This window comes from Enterobacter cancerogenus, from assembly GCF_019047785.1.
Classification (GTDB): Bacteria; Pseudomonadota; Gammaproteobacteria; order Enterobacterales; family Enterobacteriaceae; genus Enterobacter; species Enterobacter cancerogenus.
This window is the reverse complement of record NZ_CP077290.1, coordinates 2482348-2506471: the sequence shown is the minus strand read 5'-3', so window position 1 is coordinate 2506471 and position 24124 is coordinate 2482348. Positions and strand designations below refer to the sequence as shown.

At 55.9% G+C, this 24124-nt stretch carries 20 protein-coding genes; 5 read left to right on the top strand and 15 right to left on the bottom strand.

The annotated features are described in order from the left end of the window. Positions 1-6: 6 nt before the first annotated feature. Positions 7-1407 carry an MFS transporter gene (locus I6L58_RS11780; protein WP_088209019.1) on the bottom strand — a complete coding sequence of 467 codons (1401 nt, stop codon included), beginning with the start codon at positions 1405-1407 and terminating at the stop codon, positions 7-9. Between the two features lie 223 nt (positions 1408-1630). Here I6L58_RS11780 and I6L58_RS11775 point away from each other — a divergent pair, with 223 nt between their 5' ends. After that, positions 1631-2449 carry a helix-turn-helix domain-containing protein gene (locus tag I6L58_RS11775; RefSeq protein ID WP_088209020.1) on the top strand — a complete coding sequence of 273 codons (819 nt, stop codon included), beginning with the start codon at positions 1631-1633 and terminating at the stop codon, positions 2447-2449. Here the strand turns inward: I6L58_RS11775 and araD are convergent, their stop codons facing one another. The 8 genes from araD to yiaK all read right to left on the bottom strand — a co-directional run bounded on the left by araD (position 2450) and on the right by yiaK (position 10040). Beyond that, entirely contained in the window at positions 2450-3145 is a 696-nt protein-coding gene (gene araD / locus I6L58_RS11770) for an L-ribulose-5-phosphate 4-epimerase (protein ID WP_088209021.1), read from the bottom strand. Next, a complete protein-coding gene (locus I6L58_RS11765) occupies positions 3139-3999 on the bottom strand; it encodes an L-ribulose-5-phosphate 3-epimerase (RefSeq protein WP_088209022.1) in 861 nt (286 codons plus the stop codon). Before I6L58_RS11765 ends, araD begins: the two co-directional genes overlap by 7 nt. A 2-nt stretch (positions 4000-4001) precedes the next feature. Continuing rightward, on the bottom strand, positions 4002-4655 hold the full coding sequence (gene ulaD, locus I6L58_RS11760) for a 3-keto-L-gulonate-6-phosphate decarboxylase UlaD (protein ID WP_088209023.1): 654 nt from the start codon (positions 4653-4655) through the stop codon (positions 4002-4004). Further along, positions 4652-6157: an FGGY-family carbohydrate kinase gene (locus I6L58_RS11755; protein ID WP_088209024.1), complete on the bottom strand. Its 1506-nt coding sequence runs from the start codon at positions 6155-6157 to the stop codon at positions 4652-4654. Before I6L58_RS11755 ends, ulaD begins: the two co-directional genes overlap by 4 nt. Positions 6158-6247: 90 nt before the next feature. Beyond that, positions 6248-7567, bottom strand: a complete 1320-nt coding sequence (locus I6L58_RS11750) for an MFS transporter (protein WP_088209025.1) — start codon at positions 7565-7567, stop codon at positions 6248-6250. A 44-nt stretch (positions 7568-7611) separates the two neighbouring features. Further along, a complete protein-coding gene (locus I6L58_RS11745) occupies positions 7612-8538 on the bottom strand; it encodes a DUF4862 family protein (RefSeq protein ID WP_088209026.1) in 927 nt (308 codons plus the stop codon). 26 nt (positions 8539-8564) lie between these two features. Beyond that, on the bottom strand, positions 8565-9032 hold the full coding sequence (locus I6L58_RS11740) for a YhcH/YjgK/YiaL family protein (RefSeq protein WP_088209027.1): 468 nt from the start codon (positions 9030-9032) through the stop codon (positions 8565-8567). A gap of 9 nt (positions 9033-9041) precedes the next feature. Continuing rightward, positions 9042-10040 carry a 3-dehydro-L-gulonate 2-dehydrogenase gene (gene yiaK, locus I6L58_RS11735; protein ID WP_088209028.1) on the bottom strand — a complete coding sequence of 333 codons (999 nt, stop codon included), beginning with the start codon at positions 10038-10040 and terminating at the stop codon, positions 9042-9044. A 226-nt stretch (positions 10041-10266) separates the two neighbouring features. Between yiaK and yiaJ the strand changes: the two genes are divergently transcribed. After that, positions 10267-11085 (top strand): IclR family transcriptional regulator YiaJ, encoded by an 819-nt coding sequence (gene yiaJ, locus I6L58_RS11730; RefSeq protein ID WP_088209029.1) that lies wholly within the window; start codon positions 10267-10269, stop codon positions 11083-11085. Positions 11086-11182: 97 nt separating this feature from the next. Here yiaJ and avtA read toward each other — a convergent pair whose 3' ends face one another. Next, entirely contained in the window at positions 11183-12439 is a 1257-nt protein-coding gene (gene avtA / locus I6L58_RS11725) for a valine--pyruvate transaminase (RefSeq protein ID WP_088209030.1), read from the bottom strand. A 204-nt stretch (positions 12440-12643) separates the two neighbouring features. Next, entirely contained in the window at positions 12644-14671 is a 2028-nt protein-coding gene (locus I6L58_RS11720) for an alpha-amylase (protein WP_088209031.1), read from the bottom strand. A 313-nt stretch (positions 14672-14984) separates the two neighbouring features. On the opposite strand from I6L58_RS11720, the gene I6L58_RS11715 reads away from it, so the two are divergent. Next, positions 14985-15809, top strand: coding sequence for a protein bax (locus tag I6L58_RS11715; protein WP_072208901.1), 825 nt, complete (start codon positions 14985-14987; stop codon positions 15807-15809). 38 nt (positions 15810-15847) lie between these two features. On the opposite strand, the gene xylR is transcribed toward I6L58_RS11715, so the two are convergent. The 4 genes from xylR to xylF all read right to left on the bottom strand — a co-directional run bounded on the left by xylR (position 15848) and on the right by xylF (position 20824). Then, positions 15848-17026, bottom strand: a complete 1179-nt coding sequence (gene xylR, locus I6L58_RS11710) for a D-xylose utilization transcriptional activator XylR (RefSeq protein WP_088209032.1) — start codon at positions 17024-17026, stop codon at positions 15848-15850. Between the two features lie 33 nt (positions 17027-17059). After that, positions 17060-18241 (bottom strand): xylose ABC transporter permease XylH, encoded by a 1182-nt coding sequence (xylH, locus tag I6L58_RS11705; RefSeq protein ID WP_088209033.1) that lies wholly within the window; start codon positions 18239-18241, stop codon positions 17060-17062. Beyond that, positions 18219-19760, bottom strand: a complete 1542-nt coding sequence (locus I6L58_RS11700; RefSeq protein ID WP_088209034.1) for a xylose ABC transporter ATP-binding protein — start codon at positions 19758-19760, stop codon at positions 18219-18221. Before I6L58_RS11700 ends, xylH begins: the two co-directional genes overlap by 23 nt. Positions 19761-19831: 71 nt before the next feature. Beyond that, the gene (gene xylF / locus I6L58_RS11695; RefSeq protein WP_058610518.1) at positions 19832-20824 is read right to left on the bottom strand and encodes a D-xylose ABC transporter substrate-binding protein; all 993 of its coding nucleotides are present in this window, start codon (positions 20822-20824) and stop codon (positions 19832-19834) included. 370 nt (positions 20825-21194) lie between these two features. On the opposite strand from xylF, the gene xylA reads away from it, so the two are divergent. Then, complete coding sequence (gene xylA / locus I6L58_RS11690; RefSeq protein ID WP_088209056.1) at positions 21195-22517, top strand: xylose isomerase; 1323 nt, start codon at positions 21195-21197, stop codon at positions 22515-22517. A 99-nt stretch (positions 22518-22616) separates the two neighbouring features. Continuing rightward, a complete protein-coding gene (gene xylB, locus I6L58_RS11685; RefSeq protein WP_088209035.1) occupies positions 22617-24071 on the top strand; it encodes a xylulokinase in 1455 nt (484 codons plus the stop codon). The last annotated feature ends 53 nt before the right edge of the window (positions 24072-24124 follow it).

Sequence of the window (24124 nt, the reverse complement as noted above, 5' to 3'; positions counted from 1 at the left end):
TTCTCCTCAGGACGAGACGTGACGCTGGCGCAGATCGGTGGCAATGCGCGACATCATCGGGTTGTTAAGCCTGCACCAGCGGATAGAGACCGCCAGCAGCAGGTGGAAAAGAGCAGGGAGCAGCGTCTCCATGGCGGTAATGCCCTGCAAAGAGGCCGGCGTCTGGTTACCCGCGCCCGGCTGGTAGGCGACTGCGATGAACACCAGGCTGATGATCCCGGCGCTGGACGCCCACGCAAGCTTGATGAAAAACAGATTGAAGGCGAAGTTCATGCCTGATGAACGCACGCCGTTTTTCCACTCGCCGTAGTCATCGGCGAAGGCCATCAGGGAGAAGTGCAGTGGCAGGGTAAAGCCCAGGATCACGCCGTTGCTGAGAATGACGACCAGCCAGAGCGTTTGATGGGCCGGCCCGCCCGGCAGGAACCACATGCCCAGGGCAACAGCGGCCAGCACCAGGTTGGTGTAATAGTAGAGTTTGACGGTATCAATACGCCGGGACAGCGGATTGACGATCACCGCGCCCAGGATCGCCGCAAAGGTCACCATGGTGAAAAACAGTGAGGTATAAACGGTACTTCCCTGCAAAACGTAGGTGATGAAGTACATGTATCCGCCGCCGCGAATGTTAAAGACGTTTATCAGCAGAAATGACATCACCAGCATCAGCAGTAGCTGATCGTTTTTACGCAGGCCTGCGAGATGCTCGCGTAGCGTGAATTTGCCCATCAGCGCCAGCGGCACGCGCTCTCGTACCCAGAAGAAGCAGCACAGGAACATGATCACGGCGATGGCGCACAGCACGCCGACCCCAAGCTGGTAGCCACGGGCGGTGTTACCTTGCCCCAGCTCAGCGACCAGCCACGGCAGCCCAACCGAGACCAAAAACCCCGCGACGCCGCACAGCACAAAGCGCCATGACTGGCAGGCGATCACTTCGTTGTGACGGGTGGTCATGGTGTTGATCAGCGCGCAATAGGGCACGTTGATGGCGGTATAACCTACGGACAGGAGCAGATAGGTTCCGAACGCCCAGGCGATTTTGACCCCCATGCTGGCGTCCGGAACGGTAAAGGTCAGAACGCCGATAATCCCGATGGGAACCGCCACCCACAGTTGCCAGGGACGAAAACGCCCCCAGCGGCTCTGCGTGCGGTCGGCAATAACCCCCATCACCGGATCGGAAATGGCGTCAAACACGCGCAGCGCAATAAACAGTGTCCCCACCAGCGCGGGGGTCAGGCCAAAAACGTCGGTATAGAAAAAGGTAAGAAAATTCATAATTAAGCAGGTAATCACCGTTCCGCCCGCATCGCCGAGGCCATAGCCTATTTTTTCGCGAATGGATAAACGGTCATCTCTCGCCCGCTGTGCAACATCAGACTTTGTAATCGGTGTGGAAGTCATCAGGTCACTCCTCGGTAATCGAATTTTATTATTTTTTGCAAGGTACCTCTTTTATTCTGCATTGAACGGCTATGCCAACAAGGGAAGGGAAAAGTATAAAAAGATGACGATTCCGACCTGATGATGAAAATGTGAGTTCGATCGAGCAGCGCTGGCACTATTTGTTATTATTCAATAAATAAACGCAATTTCTTCGGAGATAAAAGCGGAATGGTGAATATCTATGCTTGAATTATCCATAGCGCTTCCGATTAAAGTACAAAACGGAGGGTTATTTATTTCCCGGGGCGTGGGACGCCATCCGTCGCGTAAATTAACGTCGTGGGAAATTATCTTTGTCGAAAAGGGGACATTAACGATTCAGGAAGACGACAGGGTGTTTGAGGTAAAAGCGGGCGAGAGTTTACTGCTGTGGCCGGGCCGTCGACACGTGGGGACAGAAGACTTTCCGGGGGATCTGCGTTTCTACTGGCTGCACTTTGATATCGAGCGCGTTAATGAATCCCTGCCGCAGGCGTTTCCGCTCGAAATAGAGCAATATTGCGTTGTCAGGGATCCGCAATATGTCATCGCGCTATTTCGACAATTCCTGAGCGAACAGGAAAAATTACAGCGAAGCGTGGCGCTGGAAATCATCGTGCTGCTGATTTTACAGCAGGTCTCACTTTCCCGGAGCTACGAAGATAAAAGCGATGAAGCGAGTACGGCCATTGCGTGGAAAGCCAAACAGCTTATTCGCACGCAATTTCATTTGCCGCTTTCCACCTCGCAGCTGGCAAAAGCGTTGCACTGTAATGCCGATTATCTCGGCAGGGTATTTCGTAAAACCTTTCATTTAACCCTGACCGAGGCCATTCACCGCCAGCGCATCAGGGCAGCAGAAAAGCTGTTATTAAGCGATGCAGCGTCAATAACCGAGGTTGCCACCCGATGCGGATTTAACGACGTTGGCTATTTCCGGCAGATATTCTCTAAACATACCGGGCTGACGCCCGCCGTCTGGAAACGGCGGTACTGTAAGGAACATATTAATTCCGGGTAATTACTGGCCGTAATAGGCATTCGCGCCGTGCTTGCGCAGATAATGCTTGTCGAGCAGCGCCTGCTGCATGTCCGGTAGCTGCGGTGCAAGCTGGCGCGAGAACAGGCCCATGTAGGCACACTCTTCCAGTACGACGGCATTATGTACCGCATCGGCAGCATCTTTGCCCCACGCAAACGGGCCGTGAGAGTGCACCAGCACCGCCGGAACCTGCATTGGGCTCAGGTCTCTTTCTTCAAAGGTTTTAATGATCACTTCACCCGTCTGGTACTCATATTCATCCTCAATTTCTGCCGTGGTCATCAGCCGGGTGCAGGGTATTGCGCCGTAGAAGTAGTCCGCGTGGGTGGTGCCCCAGGCCGGGAGATCTAACCCTGCCTGCGACCAGATTGTGGCGTGGCGTGAGTGGGTATGGACAATGCCGCCAATCTCCGGATAACGGCGATAGAGCGCGAGGTGGGTTGGCGTGTCTGATGAGGGTTTTTTGCTGCCCTCAACCACCTGGCCCGTGGCGATATCCACGATAACCATATCTTCAGCGGTCATCACGTCGTATTCCACGCCGGAAGGCTTAATCGCCATCAGACCGCTTTCACGGTCAACGGCGCTGACGTTGCCCCAGGTTAATGTCACCAGCCGGTGGGCGGGAAGCGCCAGATTGGCCGCCAGCACTTCGGCTTTGAGTTGTTCTAACATGTCATGCCTCCTTCCTGCATACGGGCTTCAATCCAGCGGCGTGCCTGGATAATCTCCAGCACCGGTTCTTTTGCTTTTTCGGTCCACATTTCAACCAGAAATGCGCCGCGATAGTTCAGCTTCTTCAGCGTGGAAAACACGCCCACGAAATCGACGCAGCCCTCGCCAAACGGTACGTCGCGGAACTGTCCGGGACTTTGTGCGGTAACGGGCTGGGTGTCTTTCAGGTGAATAGCCGCGATACGGTCAATACCCAGCGTCAGTTCGGCGGTGACGTCGTTGCCCCACGCGCTCAGGTTGCCGACGTCCGGATAGACGCTGAACCATGGGGATGCCAGCATCTCGTCCCACTTTTTCCACTTGCTGATGGAGTTCATAAAGGCGGTGTCCATGATCTCCACCGCCAGCATCACCTGCGCGGCAGCCGCCTGCTCAACGGCCCACGCCAGCCCTTCGGCAAAGCGCTGCTGCGTGCCTGCGTCATGCTCTTCGTAATAAACGTCGTAACCCGCCAGTTGAATGGTACGAATGCCCAAATCGCGCGCCAGCCTGATGGCTTTGGTCATGATCTCGCGGGCGCGTTCACGCACGGTTTCGTCGCGGCTGCCAAACGGAAAGCGACGATGGGCGGACAAACACATCGACGGGATCGACACGCCTGTCTCCAGCATGGCTTCGACCAGAGAGGCGCGCTGCGTAGTATTCCATTCCAGACGCGATAGTCTCTCGTCCGTCTCATCAACCGACATCTCAACAAAATCAAACCCGCAGCTTTTCGCCAGAACTAAACGTTCCGGCCAGGAGAGAGCTTTCGGCAGCGCTTTTTCGTATATACCCAACGGATGCTGTCGCATGGTTACTCTCCCCAGATGTCGCGGATTTGCTGGTGGAATACCTGTGCCACCTGCGGCGGATGTTCTGCGCCTGCCAGGGCGCGCCCGGCGATAAACGCCTTAACGTTGATTGACTTAAACAGCGGCAGGTCGGCGGGGGTAATGCCGCCGGTAATCGAGAGCTGCAAACCGATATCGGAGAGGGCCTTCATTCTGGCAAGATCCGCTTCGCCCCACTGTTGCCCACTGGCCTGTGCGTCACGTCCGCGGTGATAAATCGCCTGCTTAACGCCAGCGCGGTGCCAGGCGCGGGCATCTTCCAGCGTCCAGTTGCCAAACAATTCCATCTGGATTTCGCCGCCGCAGCGTTGAGCCACCTCATGACCTTTTTCGACGGTGGCCAGCGGTGCGGCGCAGATGATGGTCATCCAGTTGGCGCCTGCGCCGAACGCCTGTTCCGCCAGCGTCCCTCCGGCGTCGGCCACTTTCCAGTCCGCGACGATGATGTTGTCCGGGCATTGCTGACGCAGCGCACGCACCGCATTCAGCCCTTCGGTCAGACACAGAATGGTGCCCGCTTCGACGATATCAACGCAGTCCGTTAATAACGCGACATCGCGCTGTGCAGCTGACAGTGAAGTGTGGTCGAGCGCCAGCTGAAGTAATGGTCGGCTCATAAGTCATACTCCTTAACGCGGGCGTGATAGCCCTGTAGTGCTGATATCAGTAACTGGTAGCGGTGGTATTTACGCTGGTAGGCCGCATGCGCGTGCATATCGGGTTCGATAACCCTGCAGGCATGGGTGAGGGCGCGCTGCGCGGTGTGAAAATCGGGATAGACACCCGTTCCCACGAGTGCGGCCAGGGCCGCGCCGGAACAGCCGGTCTCCTCTACCTGCGGCAGTTCGATAGCCAGACCACTGACGTCCGCAAGCATTTGCATCCACACATCCGAATGAGCAGGGCCGCCCGTGACGCGCAATGCCCGCACCTGGGTAAAGCGCTCCAGCAACCGGTTAAGGTGAGTCATATGGCTGAACACCACGCCTTCGTAAACGGCCTGGAGAAGGTGCGCGCGAGTGTGCAGCGCCTGCATACCGTAGAACCCGCTGGTCATCTCCAGCCCGGCATTGCTGCCGTAGAGAAATGGCAAGAAGATCACCTCACTTCCGGCTTTCGGCAAGCTGGCGACGGCGCGGTTTATCTCATCAAATGACATATCGCCCCATTGCGCTGTCAGCCATTCGAGATTGCCGGAGGACGTCGGGCTAGCTTCATGGACGATGTAATGCTGCGGGTGAACATAGCGGCCATAGACATAAGGAAATGGCTCGTTGTCGCGAATGCCGTTGGCGATACCGCTGGTGACGGCCCATGTACCCATTACGGCATTCAGGGTGTGTTCATCATGCAGCCCGGCGCAGATCGCGGTGGAAACCACATCAAACAGTCCACCAACGACGGGCGTGCCCGCCGCGAGACCGGTCAGTGCGGCTGCCTGAGCGGTGATTTCCCCGCAAATTTCTGCTGAACCGACAATGGGCGGCAGCGCGCCGTCGATTTCATCAATACCCAGCCAGCGCGTGAGCTGTGGGTCGTACCGGCCTGTCTGCATGTTGTAGAGGTTGGATTCGGAGATATTGCTCTCTTCGCAGCCTTTTACGCCCGTGAGGCACCAGCGCAAATAGTCATGCGCCATCATCACGCAGCCAATCTGTTGATACCGCTGCGGTTCGTTTTCTTTGACCCAGCGCAGAAGCGACACGGGATGCCCCGTCCACAGCGTCTGGCGCGTATGCGGATAGAGTTTTTCGGGAATGCCGTCCTGCTGCCAGCGCTGCACAATCTCCAGGGCCCGGCGGTCGGAGGAGAGCATCGCGTTGCCGAGCGGTTTATCCCGTTTATCGAGAAGAAACAGCCCCTTGCCCTGCGCAGAAATGCCAACGCCTTTGATCTGTTCGCCGTCTACGCCTGAATTTTTCAGCAACCGGGCGACGGTTGCATGGCAGTGCTGCCAAAGCGCGTGCATATCCCGCTCGGCGTAGCCTGCATGTGGGCTGAGCGTGGCCACCGCACGGCGTTCGATACAAACTTCTCTGCCCTGGCTGTTGTACAAACCGGCTTTCAGATAAGTACCGCCACAATCGATACCCAGCCAGAAGGGTTCTTTTTCACTCATCTTTGCTTCCCTTGCTTGCCGGGTGGCGCTTCGCTTACCCGGCCTACGATTTGGTTTTTCCCCTCTCCCGGTGGGAGAAGGGGAAGGACATCAGGCCACATGCTTATGCGGGTTCACCGAGGGATGAGGCTCTGCTCCGGCATCGCATTTTGCCGGTAATAGCAGGGCCAGCAGTGCGGCCAGTGCCAGTGATACCGCCAGGCAGTAAACGCCGGCATCTTTGCTGTAGAGGGTGATCAGCACGCCGACTGCATACGGGCCGCAGAACCCACCGAGATTGCCCAGGGCGTTAATCACGCCGCGCGCGCCGCCCGCCATCTCGGCGCTGAACAAACGCGCCGGAATCGTCCAGAACACCCCTGCGGCCGATTGCAGGAAGAATCCGCAACCCACCAGCGCGGCATAGGCCAGCCAGATGTTCTCTTTTAAGGTCACCGAGAGGAACATGCAGAGCGCAAAACCAATCAGCGGCAGGGAGACGAACAGCTTGCGTTTACCGGTGCGGTCCGAGAGTGATGAGAACAGGAACATGCCTGCAATCGCGCCGACGTAAGGCAGAACGGCGAGCATCCCCACCTGACCGATGCTGGTATGCGTCAGCTCTTTCAGGATGGTGGGCAGCCAGAGGGTGTAACCGTAAATACCGGTCTGATAGAAGAAGTTCAGGGCGATCAGCTGCCACATGGTTTTGTCGGAAAGCACAGCGCTCAGTGACGCGTTTTTTACCTCTTTACCGGCAATCGCGCGCTGCTCTGCGGCCAGCGTTTGCACCAGATAGCGCTTCTCCGCTTCAGAGATCCAGCGAGCTTCCTGCGGTCGGTCGTAAACGGTGAAGGCCCACAGCACCAGTACTACCACGGACATCAGCCCTTCGATGATGAATAACCAACGCCAGTCGAGCGCGGTGATGATCCAGCCCGATAACGGTGCGGTGATGATCCCGGCGATAGGCACAAACATAATCACAATCGCATTCGCGCGACCGCGCTCGGCATCCGGGAACCAGTTGCTGATCATCGTAAGTACCACGGGCAGCATCCCGCCTTCCGCCACGCCGAGTAAGAAGCGCAGGACCAGGAGCTGGTACTGGTTCGTGACGAGGCCCGTCAGCACCGAAATAACCGCCCACGCCACGAGCGACCAGCCGATGAATTTCTTGCCACTGCCGTGAACGGCAATCTTGCCGCCCGGTACCTGGAGAAACAGATAGCCGATAAAGAAGATGCCACCCGCCAGGCCCGCCATCGTGGCGGAAATACCGAGTTCTTCGTCCATACCACCGGGCATAGCAAACGCAATATTTACGCGGTCCATATAGGAAATGATGCAGGCGATAAGAATAGGGGGAATGATTCTTAGCCAGCGCTGGCGCGGAATGTTCGCGTGTAGAGCATGATTAGAAATATTCATATTTAATATCTCAGTGAATGTAACCGGAATAAGTGTTTTTATTTTTATTGTGTTGCGTTATGGAGAGCGCTAATGCCGTCGCGCAATATTGCGATGCGATGGCTGACATCAGCATTAGCATTTATTTCCAGTAATTTAATACCGGAGAATTTCAGGGATGCGGCGTTCGCCGCAGTAAAAAGTGTTTTTGCATGTTCGGTGCTGAGTAAACTGTCGGTGCAGAACGAAGAAAACGGCGCATGCAGATCCTGCCATTCACCGTATTCCCCGCGGGTGGTCGTACCCGAAAACATCAGCGCCCCCAGTTTTTCTGCCCTGACTGCCGCCTGGACATGCACAAGCGGAAGGGTGGTGTTGCGACCTTCGATAGCAGAACGCGCCCAGTTGATGCAGACGCTGATATTCGTTGTGCTCACCACGTCAAGCACCTGCTCTAAAGGTAAGAATCCCTTACGTGGCGCGGGGCCGGTCATGGAATCGCAGTGTTCCAGTATCAGATCGCAGGGCCAGTCCCAGCCCGCGATCTCCTTGATGGAACGGGAGAACGCCTCGGTGGCTTGCCCTACATTGTCGTTGCCCGCCTGCGGTGCCGCCTGCATTTCCAGCGCGATTACTTTTCCCGGAAAACGGGCGTTCACGGCGGTAATTTTCTGATGTAGATGGCGGTAATATTCAACGCAGGCTTTACGCTGGTCTTCGTCGGCTGACGCCAGGCCAAATGCGCCGTTGGTAGCGCGGCGACGCATGGTTTCCATCACTGCTGTCACCACCATGCGCCAGTCGCCTGGGGTGTGCCGGAATAACCATTCATCGCCAAACGGATGAAGGTTTTCAAGGCACGGTTGTTCCAGACCGCGTATATAAGGCGTGTCGGCAAGTTCCCGCCAGAAGGCTTGCTCTTGTTGTTCCCCTTTCTGGTGAAACGAGGGTGCGCAGGGGTACGCACCAATAATAAAACCGGTGTTGGTCATTTCGCGTTCCTGTATTTATCAGTAAATTACTGTAATTCGCTGACTGCTACTTTCACCACAATCTTACGAATTTCAGAACTTGTGTTCTTAATACAGGCAGGACGGTGCACATCCTGCGGGAAAAATATGGCATAGCTGCCGGGTATCATTTCGATAAACGATTCATGCTCGCTGTCGTGATAAAAAATAATATCCCGCTGTTCGAGCAGTGATTCGCTGATTTTGTTATTACCGGTATCAATGGCGATACCTATTTTCTCTTCACCCGATGCCAGAAATTGAATATCCAGATAACGACGATGTACTTCCGGGCGATTTTCATGCGGTTCCCGGGTCGTCAGGTCGAGCACTTGGGCAAAAATAGTGCGTCCATCAATTTCGACGACACCTGGCTCAAACGTGGCGAAATCGGTAGTGCGCAGGAAATTAAGTGCTTTTTCAATTGCCTGCGGCAGGCGGCACGGATTTGGCTGTGAAATATGTCCGAATATCATGGCCCCTCCTTACAGAGACTGGATTTTCGCCCACACGCTGTCGTCGATGGTGATGCCGTCCCGGCGGTTCTCCTCCAGCAGGCGCGTAAACTCATGCCCAGGCAGACGGACGGCGACGTTTTCATCGGCGCGTTCGGCGGTGGTGATGAAGTCCATAATGCGCTGCAGTTTGGCGTCACGGGTTGGGCCGTCGATCAGGCGATCTACCTCGATGGCAATGAAGATTTGCGATACGCCGTACTCATCGCTGTTGTCCTGGGTTACTTCCGCCACGGAGGAGCCGTTGGAAAGCAGGGTGGCGATCATATCCAGCACGATAGAGAGGCCAGAACCTTTCCAGTAACCCATCGGCAGAATGCGGCGATTTTTCTCAATGACGCCCGGTTCACGGGTCAGGTTGCCGTCGTCGTCGAATCCACCGTCCACCGGCAGCTCGCGCCCCGCCAGGCGATTCACTTCCAGCATGCCGTAAGAGAACATCGACATTGACATGTCCACCATGGTGATGGGGTTAGACGGGATCGCCACGATCAGTGGGTTTGTGCCGATACAGCACGCTTTTGATCCCCAGGCGGGCATGACGGCAATCGAGTTGGTCCAGCAAATGCCGATATATCCCTTCTCCGCCGCCTGCCAGCCGTAGCTGCCGCCGCGCATCCAGTGGTTTGCGTTACGAAGTGCTACCAGACCTATCCCGTGATCGGACGCCAGCTCGGTAGCACGATCCATCATTTTCTTTGCCGTCAGGTTACCGATGGCGCGTTGCGCATCCCACTGTTCAATGGCGCCCAGCGTGGTGATCCGTTTTGGCTGGGCGTCAGGAATGATGTCGCCAGCATCAAGTTGCTGAATAAAACGCGGGAAACGGTTCACACCGTGGGAATAGACGCCGGATTCCGTGGTGCGGGCGAACATCTCCGCGCAGGCATCTGCAGTGTCTGCTTGTATGCCGCGCGCGATCAGTACCCGATTGAACGCCGCTTTCAACTCATCAAAGGTCACTTTCATCCCTGTTCTCCTGTGCTTTTAAGGGGCAAGTGTGAGTGCTTTTTTATCTCTAAATTTCACTATGCGAAATCTGATTTCAAATATAACGATCAATTTTTGTCAGATCAACGACATTTATGATTTTCAAAATCGATTAAAATCAACTGGTTGTGTTTTTTCTGTTGAGATCGTGAACTGAGCCACACTTTGCGCTACCATCGGAGCGCGAGAAGAAAGGAGCTAATCAATGAGCATGAAAGAGAGCGAAATGACGCAAGAAAAAGAGAGGCCAGCAGGTAGCCAGAGCTTGTTTCGCGGCCTGATGCTGATTGAGATCCTCAGCAACTATCCGAACGGGTGTCCTCTTGCCCATCTCTCCGAGCTTGCCGGGCTGAATAAGAGTACGGTTCACCGGCTATTGCAGGGGTTGCAGTCCTGCGGGTATGTCACGCCAGCTCCTGCGGCGGGCAGCTATCGTTTGACCACCAAATTTATTGCCGTCGGGCAAAAGGCGTTGTCATCCCTGAACATCATTCATGTGGCGGCACCGCATCTTGAGGCGCTGAACATCGCGACCGGCGAGACGGTGAACTTCTCCAGCCGTGAAGATGACCATGCGATCCTGATTTATAAGCTTGAGCCGACAACCGGAATGCTGCGCACCCGCGCCTATATCGGCCAGCATATGCCGCTCTACTGCTCGGCAATGGGCAAGATTTATATGGCATTTGGCCATCAGGATTATGTTGCAAGCTACTGGGAAAGCCATCAGGACCAGATCCAGCCGCTGACGCGTAACACCATCACTGAACTGGACGCGATGTACGGCGAACTGGCAGAGATCCGTGAGCACAGCATGGCGCGGGATAAAGAAGAGAATGAACTGGGGGTATCCTGTATCGCCGTGCCGGTCTTTGATATTCATGGCCGCGTGCCGTATGCCATCTCCATTTCGCTGTCGACATCGCGTATGAAGCAGGTGGGCGAAAAGAACTTGCTTACCCCGTTGCGTGAAACCGCAGACGCTATCTCAAAAGAGCTTGGGTTTACGGTACGCGAGGGATAACAGACGAATCGGGCTGGTGGGAACCATGCCCGAGCGCTGAACCGCTTCAAAAACGCCAGATTTCGCGCTGAACGGCAGCGAAATCTGGCGAAAGATGCTACTGGCCGCCTTCGCGCCAGGCGTTCTCAATCTCTTCGGCGAGAATTTTCACGCCCGCTTCGATTTTTTCCGGATCCGGCACGTAGTTCATGCGCATGCATTGATGCGTGTGCGGCCACGGCTTATCCAGCCCGGGGAAGAAGTAATTGCCCGGCACCATCAGCACGCCGCGTTTTTTCAGGCGCTGGTAGAGCAGTTCGGTGGTGATCGGCAGGTCTTTAAACCACAGCCACAGGAAAATGGCACCTTCAGGTTTGTGGATCAGGCAGCGTTCTTCCGGCAAATAGCGGCGAATGATCGCGATTGTCTCCTGAACGCGCTGGTAATAGAACGGCTTGATCACCTCATTGGACAGGCGCAGCAGGTCGTTATTTTTAATCATCTCGCACATCATGGCCGGGCCTATACCGCCGGGAGAGAGGCTGATAATGCCGTTCATGTTGGTAATGGCGGTGATGATTTTTTCATTGGCAATAATGATGCCGCAGCGGCTGCCCGGCAGGCCGAGCTTGGAGAGGCTCATGCACAGAACGATGTTCGGGTTCCACAGCGGGCGTGCTTCGCTGAAAATAATGCCCGGGAACGGCACGCCGTAGGCGTTATCGATAACCAAAGGGATGTTGTGCTGATTGGCGAGCGCATCCAGCTTCATCAGCTCATCGTCGGTGATGACGTTGCCGGTCGGGTTGGTTGGCCGCGAAACGCAGATCATGCCCGTCTCTTCACCGATGTGCAGGTGCTCGAAATCGACGTGATATTTGAACTGGCCTTCCGGCAGCAGCTCAATGTTCGGGCGTGCAGAGACAAACAGGTCTTCTTCGAGGCCGGAATCGGCGTAGCCAATGTACTCCGGTGCCAGCGGGAACAGCACTTTTTTGGTGGTGCCGTCGGCGCGACGTCCTGCGAACAGGTTAAACAAGTAGAAAAATGCGCTCTGGCTGCCGTTTGTCAGTGCAATATTCTGCGGTTCGATATCCCATCCGAGCTCGTCACGCAGCATGTTGGCGAGGAGCTTCAGCAGTTCGGTTTTGCCCTGGGGGCCATCGTAATTGCACAGCGCGTCGGTAGCTTTGCCGCTTTCCAGCATCTGCGCCAGCAGCGTCTGGAAATAGGTATTCATCTCTGGGATCTGCGCCGGGTTTCCGCCGCCAAGCATGATTGCGCCCGGGGTGCGCAGTCCGTCATTGAGATCTTCCATCAGGCGGGTAATGCCTGAATGGCGGGTAAATTTGTCGCCGAAAAGTGAAAACGTCATAGCAGGTGTTCTGTCTGGCTTATTATGAAAGTGGGTAACCATAACGCTAGCATCGGACAGGTGCAAATCGGGAGGAGAGGGCAGTGTTGATGTTTTATATGGTGGGTTTTGATTTATTCAGTGTATTGTTCTGATGCTTTTTTCTCTCCTCACCCCGGTCCTCTGCCCAAAGGGGCGAGGATTAGGGTGAGGGGGACGTAGCGCTTAATTTCCTGCCCACACCACCATCGCTTTATCGCCGTTGTGCTCGCGCACAAAGCCGTATCCCTCCTTAAGCGACAGCGTTTTTTGTACGCCTTCGCCTATTGCCGGATGGCGGGCGCGGAACTGGCCTAAAATCTGCCAGTGAGCGACGGTGGCGGCATTTTTACCCGTGACGTCCTGCCAGTTCATGTCCGATCGCGTTCCCTGCAGCGGGTCGGAGCCGGTGGGACCAAATGGCCGCTCTGATTCATCGCCGTAATAGATCTGCACACTCCCCGGTGCGAGCAGGAGCAGCTCTGCCGCACGCTGGCCCCCTTCGCGGAAAAGCCGCGTATCATGCGACGAGAGATAGCTCAGGACGTTAAAGCTCTGCAGTTTTTCGGCCATCTGCTGCCAGATCAGGTCGATGTCGGCCAGGCAGTCCACCGCCTTCGCCGCCTGCTCCTGATAATCAAAGTTGATCATCGCATCGAAACCGTGGCGGTAGTAATCGCTCTGCATAACGCCGTGGCCCCAGGACTCTCCCGTCATCCAGAACGGGGCGTTATCGACTTTTTTATCCGGGTTAGCGGCTTTCCACGCCGCCAGGGCCTGGCCTGCCTGGTCTTTTAGCTGTTGCCACGCGTCAAGCTCAACGTGCTTCGCGGTATCGACCCGAAAACCGTCAATGCCGTAATCACGCACCCACTGGCTAAGCCAGTGCGTCAGGTAGTCACGCGGGGTGAAGCCCGGAATGGCTTTCGCGTTCGTATCAGGCTTGTGCTGATAAAAGTTCGGCAGGCCGGAAGCCTCGGTCGATTCCGTTTTCAGATCCGGTAAAAAGGCCAGCGACATCGTTAAATCGTCAAAGCCAGGGTTGTCATAATCGCCGATGTCGGTGCGGATCCATTTTTTACCCCACCATGCTTCCCACGCGGCTTTATCGCTGAAATTAATGTAATCGTTAAAGCTGTGCCAGCTTTGTCCGGCCCCTGGTTTCCAGTCCGTCCAGCGCTCGCCCAGGGTTTTCTTCAGCTCATCACCCTGCAGGTATAACGCGCCAAACTGAAACGCCTGCATGTCTGCCAGCGTGGCGTAGCCCGCGTGGTTCATCACGATGTCGAACAGAATACGGATGCCGCGCTTGTGCGCTTCATCGACCAGATGGCGCAAATCATCTTCGTTGCCCATGTTGGCATCGAGGGTGGTCCAGTCCTGGGTGTAATAGCCGTGATAGGCGTAATGGGGGAAATCACCTTTGGTTCCACCGCCCACCCAACCGTGGATCTGCTCCAGCGGGGAGCTAATCCACAGCGCATTGACGCCGAGCTGCTGCAGGTAGTCGAGTTTACCGGCAAGCCCTTTGAGATCGCCTCCGTGGAAGGTTCCAATTTCCTGCATGCCGTCTTTATGGCGGCCATAGCTGTTGTCATTGGTAGGATCGCCATTGACGAAGCGGTCCGTCAGCACGAAATAGACGGTGGCGTTTTGCCAGCTAAACGGCGCGGGTTTATCGGTTTCGGCGCGCTCAAGCAGCAGCAGGCCGTTGCTGTTCGCCGCGGGCTGGAGGGTGATTTTGCCGTTTTGCACCGTCGCCGTCTGCTTGCTGTAAAAATCACGCACCACCGAGCCTTCCGGGAAGGTGTGGCTGACGTCGAGCGTAAGCGGTTTGCCGTCCCACGCTGGACACTGGCGGATAACGTTCGCGACGGTTTTTTCCGCCTCGCGTTGTACCGTCAACATCAGCGTCGGCGTGCCTGAGCGGGTATCAATCCGCATCTGGTAGCTGCCGTCGCGAAACAGACGCCACTGCGGCGGCGTGCCTTCGCAAGGTTTGAGCGACAGCATCTCGTTGAGTTTTATCGCATCGGTCGGCTGCCAGCACGCGTTGTCAAAACTGAGCGTCAGTGGGCGGGTACCCTTCGTCAGCGTTGCCTGGCTGGTAAAAACGCCGGTGCCTTCAGCCTTAAACGCGGCAAAGCCCGGTGATGACCAGTCTGCCTGCGCCAGTGCCGGTAAAAGCAGAAAAGCGAGTGCGGTGCGTTTCATTCCAAATTCCTTCGCGGCTTTTTTAACCAGTGTGCCATCGGGAAGACGGGAGCAACTCCTCCCCGCGCACGTTCTGCCAGGAGGATGCGAAAGGATGAGTGATCCCGCGCAAAATTAGGCGGTTATCTGCGATATCGCGCACATTTTTTCAGAATTGATGATTTCGTGAACACGTTTCAGATGACATGGTTTCGGATTTGGACTATTTCTATACGTGCTCTTGAAGTCTATTTTTGCTATGATTTGAGATTCCGCTCTCAAATTCGAGAAAAAAATAAGGTGTTGGAATGATGAAATCCGACCAGGAGACCTAATGATATCGACTCCCATTCGACGATATGGGGCCGCGATACTCATGTTACTCACCATGGCATTTTCGGGTGAGGTGCTTGCGAAGACGCACACGGATACAACGAGTAAGAAAGCCCACGTAATAAAGACGACAAGCAGTAAGGTTAGCAGTAAACAAGAGTATTCTCGCAATAGTGCAAAGAGTAGTTCACTTCCTGATTTGCGAAAATACCCTTCCGGGACACCACGAAAAAAAGCGTTTCTCCGGACAGTAATGCCTTACATCAAAAGTCAAAATGCTGCGATTACCGCAGATCGTAACTGGCTGATCTCGAAACAGTACGAGAGCCGCTGGTCGCCGTCTGAGCGCACGCGTCTTAAAGACATTGCGAAACGCTACAAGGTGAAGTGGAACGGTAACACGCGTCGCGTGCCGTGGAACTCGCTGTTAGAGCGTGTGGACATTATTCCAGGCAGCATGGTCGCCACCATGGCCGCAGCCGAAAGCGGCTGGGGAACCTCGAAGCTGGCGCGTAACAATAACAACCTCTTTGGCATGAAATGCGCAAAAGGTCGTTGTACTAACGCGCCGGGCAAAGTGAAAGGTTATTCGCAGTTTGCATCGGTTAAAGATTCAGTAAACGCCTACGTGGTGAACCTGAATACGCATCCGGCCTACTCGTCGTTCCGTAAGTCACGCGCCCAGTTGCGTAAAGCGGATCAGGAAGTGACGGCCAGCACGATGATCCACAAGCTGAAAGGGTATTCGACTCAGGGACAGCGTTATAACAACTACCTGTTCGCCATGTTTCAGGATAACCAGCGCTTAATCGCCTCGCACATGTAATGTAAAAAAACGCCTTCCATCGGAAGGCGTTTTGTTTTCTAGATTAGCACCTCGCTGTGCCGCTCCCGATACTCTTTCGGGGTGGTGTCATACTCTTTCCTGAACACCGAGTAAAAATACTGAAGCGACGGGTAGCCGCACATCTGTGAGATTTCGTTGATCGACAGCGACGTTGAGATGAGCAGGCTGCGCGCTTTCTCCAGTTTCTCCGCATGGATCACCGCATGGATGGTTTCGCCAACCTCCTCTTTAAACCGCTTCTCCAGGTTCGAACGCGAAATGCCGACGGAATCCAGCACCTGATCGACCTTAATGCCCTTGCAGGCGTGGTTGCGGATGTAGTGCATCGCCTGAATAACGGCCGGATCGCTTAAGGAGCGGTAATCGGTTGAACGGCGCTCCACCACGCGCACGGGCGGGACCAGTAACCGTTGCAGCGGTAGCGATTCGTTATCCAGCAGCCGATGCAGTAGCTTCGCCGCCTGATAGCCCATCTGACGCGTTCCCTGAGCGACCGAGGATAGCGCCACGCGCGACAGGTAGCGCGTCAGCTCTTCGTTATCAATACCAATGACGCACAGCTTTTCAGGCACCGGAATGTGCAGATGCTCGCAGACCTGAAGCACGTGGCGGGCGCGGGCGTCCGTGACGGCAATAATCCCGGTTTGCGGCGGCAGCGTTTGCAGCCAGTCTGCCAGGCGGTTTTGCGCGTGCTGCCAGTTTTCCGGTGCGGTCTCCAGCCCCTGATACACTACGCCGCGATATTTCTCCTGCGCGACCAGTTGACAGAATGCGTGCTCACGCTCCACCGCCCAGCGTTTGCCGCTTGAGGCGGGCAACCCGTAAAAGGCAAAACGGTGCACGCCTTTCTCTTTTAAATGGAGAAAGGCGGCTTCAACCAGGGCAAGGTTATCGGTGGCGATGTAGTGCACCGGCGGGTAGCTGTCGGGGGAATAATACGAGCCGCCGACGCCGACGATGGGGACATCGACGTCCGTCAGCAACTGCTCAATCACCGGGTCGTCATAGTCGGCGATAACGCCATCGCCCAGCCAGTCCTTGATGTTCTCGAGCCGGGTGCGGAAATCCTCTTCAATAAAAATATCCCATTCGGATTGCGACGCCTGCAAATATTCACCAACCCCTTCGACCACCTGACGGTCGTAGGCTTTATTGGCATTGAATAACAACGTAATGCGGTGACGCTTCTCAAACATGGCTGCTTTCCCAAATAAGTAACGATGCTGTTCTCAGGCTCGCCGCTTGGTGGCGGAGTCCATCCAGACCGCCAGCAACAGAATGGCGCCCTTGACGATATACTGCCAAAACGTTGGAACGTCCATCATACTCATTCCATTATCCAGCGAAGCCATAATAAATGCGCCCATCACCGCACCCGCGACGCTACCGATCCCCCCGGCGAGGCTGGTTCCACCAATCACACAGGCGGCGATGGCATCCAGCTCGGCGATGTTCCCGGCTGACGGCGAACCGGCTCCGAGGCGGGAGCTGAGGATCAGTCCGGCAATCGCGACCATCAGGCCGTTGATGGCAAAGACTGCGAGTTTGGTGCGTTCTACGTTGATACCCGACAGACGCGCCGCCTCAAGATTGCCGCCGATGGCATAAATACGCCGGCCAAACGCCGTGCGCGTTGCCATAAACATGCCGCCCAGCAGCAGAAGGGCCAGCAGTAAAACCGGCGTCGGCACGCCGCGATAATCGTTCAGTAGCCAGATTGCCCCCAGCACGATCGCCGCCGTCAGCGCCTGACGCCCCATCACGGCGGTGGACGCAGATGCTGCCAGCCCGAGCGCCTGACGACGCATACGGCCGCGCCACTGCCACGCGATAAAGGCCATCAGCCCGACCACGCCGATCGTAAAGCCGATGCCATCGGAGAGGTAACTCTGCCCAATTTGCGACATGGCGGCGCTGGTAGGAGAGACGGTGGTGCCGTTGGTCATGCCAATCAAAATGCCGCGAAAGGCGAGCATGCCCGCGAGGGTAACGATAAACGACGGGACTTTGCGGTAGGCGACCCACCATCCGTTCCATGCTCCGAGCAGCAGGCCCAGCACCAGCGTGACCGCCACGGTCAGTGGCAGCGGCCACCCGAGCCAGACGTCAAAAATGGCCGCTACGCCGCCGAGCAGGCCCATCATCGAACCGACCGACAGGTCGATTTCTGCGGAGATAATCACGAACACCATCCCCACGGCCAGAATGCCCGTGATGGCCGTCTGGCGCAGCAGGTTAGAGACGTTGCGCGCGCTCAGGTAAGAGCCGTCGGTCATCCAGGTAAAGAACAGCATGATGGCGATAATCGCCGCGATCATCACGAAAACCTGCAGGTTGAGCGCCTTAAGCCCGGAAAACGCGCCGGGCGTCGGAACAGCGACTTTGATATCAGACGGATTGCTTTTCGACATGACGTTCGCTCCTTAAAGCGGCTTCCATCACCTGCTCCTGCGTCAGGCTCTGGTTGATCAGGTTGGCTTTGAGTTTCCCTTCGTGCATGACCAGCACGCGGTCGCTCAGGCCCAGCACTTCAGGTAATTCAGACGAGATGACAATGACGGCAATCCCTTGCTGCACAAGCTGGTTGATCAGCTTGTAGATTTCATATTTCGCACCGATATCAATCCCGCGCGTCGGCTCGTCCAGAATCAGAATCCGGGGGTTGAGCAGCAGACAGCGCGCCAGAATAGCCTTCTGCTGATTGCCGCCGCTGAGACGCCCAATGGCCAGGTCGGGAGAGGAGGTTTTCACCTTCAGCCTGGCGAGCGACTGCAAAATGCACTGCTGCTCCGCCGCGTCGTCCAGGGCCGTCAGTGCACCGGAAAACTGACCGAGCGCGGCAAGCGTAACGTTTTGACCCACGGCCATGACCGGCACAATGCCGTCTTTTTTGCGATCTTCCGGCACCATCGCGATGCCGTGGGCAATCGCCTGCTGGCAGTTGGTGATATGTACCGCCTGACCGTCGATAAAAATGTTGCCCTCCCAGCGTCCCGGCCAGACGCCGAAGAGACACTGAACGGCTTCGGTCCGTCCTGCGCCCACTAACCCTGCAATACCGAGGATTTCGCCACGGTGCAGCGAAAAGGAGAGGGTGTTGACGCGCTTGATATGCCGGTTAACGGGGTGCCACGCGGTGAGGTTTTCGACACGCAGGATCTCCTCGCCCACGGTATGTGGCTCGTTCGGGTACAGCGCGGTCAGTTCGCGGCCAACCATCATGGTGATGATGTCATCCTCACTCATCCCGGCGGCGTCGCGCGTGCCGATGTGCTGCCCGTCGCGGATCACACAGATGGTATCCGAGATGGCTTTCACCTCATTAAGCTTGTGCGAAATATAGATGCAGGCAATGCCGTGATTTTGCAGGTCGCGGATGATGTTAAGCAGAACCGCCGTTTCCTGCTCGGTGAGTGAGGCGGTAGGCTCATCAAGGATCAGCAGGCGTACCTGCTTGTTCAGCGCCTTGGCGATCTCAACCAACTGCTGCTGGCCCAGACCCAGATCGCCCACGCGCGTGTCGGGTGAAATGGCGAGGCTGACCTGCGCCAGCAGTTTTTCACAGCGCAGCGTCATGGTGTCGTAATCCAGCACGCCGTGACGGGAAATTTCAGCCCCGAGAAAGATGTTCTCCAGCACGGTAAGATGCTTCACCAGCGCCAGCTCCTGGTGAATAATGGCAATCCCTTTGCGCTCGGTATCGCGGATGTGCGCGGCCTGGAGCGTTTCGCCGGCAAAAACAATTTCGCCTTCGTAGCTGCCGTGAGGATAGATCCCGCACAGGACTTTCATCAGCGTGGACTTCCCCGACCCGTTCTCGCCGCACAGCGACATCACTTCGCCAGGGTTGAGCCTGAGGCTCACGTTGTCGACGGCCTTCACGACGCCAAACGCTTTGGTGATGCTTTTCATTTCAAGTAAATAAGACATAACTGCTCCGCTGACCCGATAAAGAAACAGGACATGTCGATGCGCCCCCGCAGAGCAGGGGCCGCGCTGGGTTACAGTTCACTCTTTTTGTGGAAACCGTCTTTAATGACGGTGGCATCAATATTGTCTTTATTGACTTCAATAGGGGTAAGCAGGCGAGCCGGAACGTCTTTCAGGCCGTTGTTAAGCGAGGTATCGGCTTTAGGCTGTTGACCATTCCCCAGCTCAACGGCAATTTCTGCCGCCGTGTTCGCCAGTTCGGTGATGGGTTTGTAAACCGTCATGGTTTGGGTGCCTGCGATAATGCGCTTCACCCCGGCGAGGTCGGCATCCTGGCCCGAAATAGCCACTTTCCCTGCAAGCCCCTGCGCGCTGAGCGCCTGAATCGCCCCGCCTGCGGTGGCATCGTTCGACGCCACAACGGCATCAATTTTGTTATTGTTCGCGGTTAAGGCATTTTCCATAATTTTCAGCGCGTTTTCAGGCAGCCAGCCGTCAGCCCACTGATCGCCGACGACGTGAATTTTGCCCTCGTCGATATACGGCTTAAGCACTTTCATTTGCCCTTCGCGGAACAACTTGGCGTTGTTATCGACCGGCGAACCGCCCATCAGGAAATAATTCCCCTGAGGCACTTTGTCGACCAGACTTTTTGCCTGTAATTCGCCGACTTTTTCATTATCAAACGAAATATAAAAATCAATATCCGCATTATTAATCATGCGGTCATAGGCCAGCACTTTTATGCCTTCCTGTTTTGCTTCTTTAACCACATTACTGAGTACCTGGCCGTTATAAGGGATAATGACCAGCACATCGACGCCACGGTTAATCATATTTTCAATCTGTGACATCTGGGTTTCTTCGTTGCCGTTAGCGGATTGCACAAACACTTCGGCACCCAGTGATTCCGCTTTTTTAACAAAAATATCGCGATCTTTTTGCCAGCGCTCCAGGCGCAGGTCGTCAATCGCCATACCGATTTTGACCTCTTTGGCGTGTCCGGCAAAGCTTGCTAGCAGGAGGGTAGTGCAGAGAGTAAGGGTCAGGTTCTTTATCTTCATAATTATCAGGCCTTTTTGTAGGGGTATGTGTTGCTGAGATAAAAGAAACATTCACTGCTGAGACGCAGCAAATTCTTAACGTGGAGAGGCCTGCTGGCAATTACAGATTTTTATCTTCTCATTATGATATTTGGTTTATTTCCGAATTTATGACCGCGATCGGATTTTAAAATGCGTAACGTACTAATTACATTTGATTCTGGAATAAGCGCAGAAAAAGCGTTGCCAGCGCATTATTTTGCGAGCCAGCGCACAGTTGTGCATTCTCTCAATAGCAGTGTGAAATAACGTAATTGAGCAACGTTAAATGTCTATTCACTATTACTCCTGTCGCACTCTTACGCCGCATACCCTGATTATGGAGCTGAATATGCAAGCTTATTTCGACCAACTCGATCGCGTTCGTTACGAAGGCACGAAAACGACCAATCCTTTAGCATTTCGTCACTACAACCCGGATGAGCTGGTGCTGGGTAAGCGCATGGAAGATCATCTGCGCTTTGCCGCCTGTTACTGGCATACCTTCTGCTGGAACGGTGCCGACATGTTCGGCGTGGGCGCGTTTGACCGCCCGTGGCAGCAGCCGGGTGAAGCCATTGAACTGGCGAAGCGTAAGGCAGACGTTGCCTTTGAATTCTTCCACAAGCTGAACGTGCCCTACTACTGCTTCCATGATGTGGACGTGTCGCCGGAAGGCGCATCGCTGAAAGAGTACCTGAACAACTTTGCGCAGATGACGGACGTGCTGGCTGAAAAACAGCAGCAAAGCGGCGTAAAACTGCTGTGGGGCACGGCGAACTGCTTTACCAACCCGCGTTACGGCGCAGGCGCCGCAACCAACCCGGACCCGGAAGTGTTTAGCTGGGCTGCCACGCAGGTGGTGACGGCGATGAATGCCACGCACACGTTAGGCGGCGAAAACTATGTGCTGTGGGGCGGACGTGAAGGCTATGAAACCTTGCTCAATACCGACCTGCGTCAGGAACGTGAACAGATTGGCCGCTTTATGCAGATGGTGGTCGACCATAAGCACAAAATCGGCTTCCGCGGTACGCTGTTGATTGAGCCGAAGCCGCAGGAGCCCACCAAGCACCAGTATGATTACGACGTGGCAACCGTGTATGGCTTCCTGAAGCAGTTTGGTCTGGAAAAAGAGATCAAAGTGAACATCGAGGCTAACCACGCAACCCTGGCGGGCCACGCCTTCCACCATGAAATCGCCTCGGCTATCGCGCTCGGCATTTTCGGCTCCGTGGATGCCAACCGCGGTGACCCGCAGCTGGGCTGGGATACCGACCAGTTCCCGAACAGCGTCGAGGAGAACGCGCTGGTGATGTATGAAATCATCAAAGCGGGCGGCTTCACTACCGGTGGCCTGAACTTCGATGCCAAAGTACGTCGTCAAAGCACCGACAAATACGATCTGTTCTACGGCCATATCGGCGCGATGGATACCATGGCGCTGGCGCTGAAAGTTGCCGCCCGTATGATTGAAGACGGTGAACTGGATAAACGTGTGGCGAAGCGCTACAGCGGCTGGAACAGTGAGCTGGGTCAGCAAATTTTGAAAGGCCAGTTATCGCTTGCCGAGATCGCCAGGTACGCTGAACAGCATCAGCTGGCGCCGCAGCATCAGAGTGGCCATCAGGAGCTGCTGGAAAATCTAGTCAATCACTATCTATTCGATAAATAACAGGTCTCGCCGGGCGGTGCGTTGTGTGCCCGGCCTCCGGTTTTTGTAGGCCCGGTCAGCGCTGCGCTACCGGGCATGTTCAGTTAAGGAACCCACAATATGTACATTGGGATCGATCTGGGTACGTCGGGCGTGAAGGCCATCCTGTTAAGCGAGCAGGGAGATGTGCTGGCCTCGCAAACCGAGAAATTGCAGGTTTCGCGCCCGCATCCGCTGTGGTCGGAACAGGACCCGGAGCAGTGGTGGCAGGCGACGGATCGCGCGATTCAGGCGTTAAGTGAACAGCACAGCCTGCACGAGGTGAAAGCGCTGGGAATTGCCGGGCAGATGCACGGCGCAACGCTGCTGGACAGCCAGCACCGCGTGCTGCGGCCCGCCATTCTCTGGAACGATGGCCGCTGTGCAGAGGAGTGCGCACTCCTCGAAGAACGCGTGCCTGCCTCTCGCGAAATAACCGGCAACCTGATGATGCCAGGGTTTACGGCACCCAAACTGCTGTGGGTGCAATGCCATGAACCGGAGATTTTCCGCCAGGTGGCGAAGGTTTTACTGCCAAAAGATTACCTGCGCTTTCGCATGACGGGCGAGTTTGCCAGCGACATGTCTGACGCGGCGGGCACCATGTGGCTCGACGTGGCGAAGCGCGACTGGAGCGCAGCCATGCTCGATGCCTGTCATTTGACGCGCGACCATATGCCTGCGCTCTTCGAAGGCAGCGAAGTGACCGGAACTTTAACGCCGACGGTGGCGCAACGCTGGAAAATGCCAGCCGTGCCCGTCGTCGCCGGTGGCGGAGATAACGCGGCGGGAGCGGTTGGCGTGGGAATGACCGAGGCAGGGCAGGCGATGCTCTCGCTGGGCACCTCCGGGGTCTATTTTGCCGTGAGCGACGGCTATCGCAGTAACCCTGAGAATGCGGTTCACAGCTTTTGCCATGCGCTACCGGGTAAATGGCATCTGATGTCGGTGATGCTGAGCGCCGCCTCCTGTCTCGACTGGGCCGCAAAACTGACCGGCATGGCGGACGTTCCGGCGCTGATTGCCGCCGCGCAGCAGGCGGATGATCAGGCTGGCGCGGTGTGGTTCTTACCCTATCTCTCCGGGGAGCGTACGCCGCATAACAATCCGGAAGCGAAAGGCGTGTTCTTTGGTTTAACGCATCAGCACGGCCCGGCCGAGCTGGCACGCGCGGTGCTGGAAGGCGTCGGTTATGCGCTGGCGGATGGCATGGGCGTGGTGCATGACTGTGGTCTTACGCCGTCGAGCATCACTCTGATTGGCGGCGGGGCGCGCAGCAGCTACTGGCGGCAGATGCTTGCTGATATTAGCGGGTTCCAGCTGGATTATCGTACCGGTGGTGATGTCGGTCCTGCGCTGGGTGCGGCGCGTCTGGCGCAAATTGCGCTGAATCCTGAAAAGTCTCTGTCGCAACTTCTGCCCCAGTTGCCGCTTGAGGCGCAGCATTTTCCTGATGAGAAAAACCATGCTCGCTACGGCGAGCGGCGCGACGTGTTCCGCAAAATTTATCAGCAGCTTTTACCGCTGATGTCTTAAACAGGTGCCGGGTGGCGCTGACGCTCACCCGGCCTACACTCCACCTGTATCGG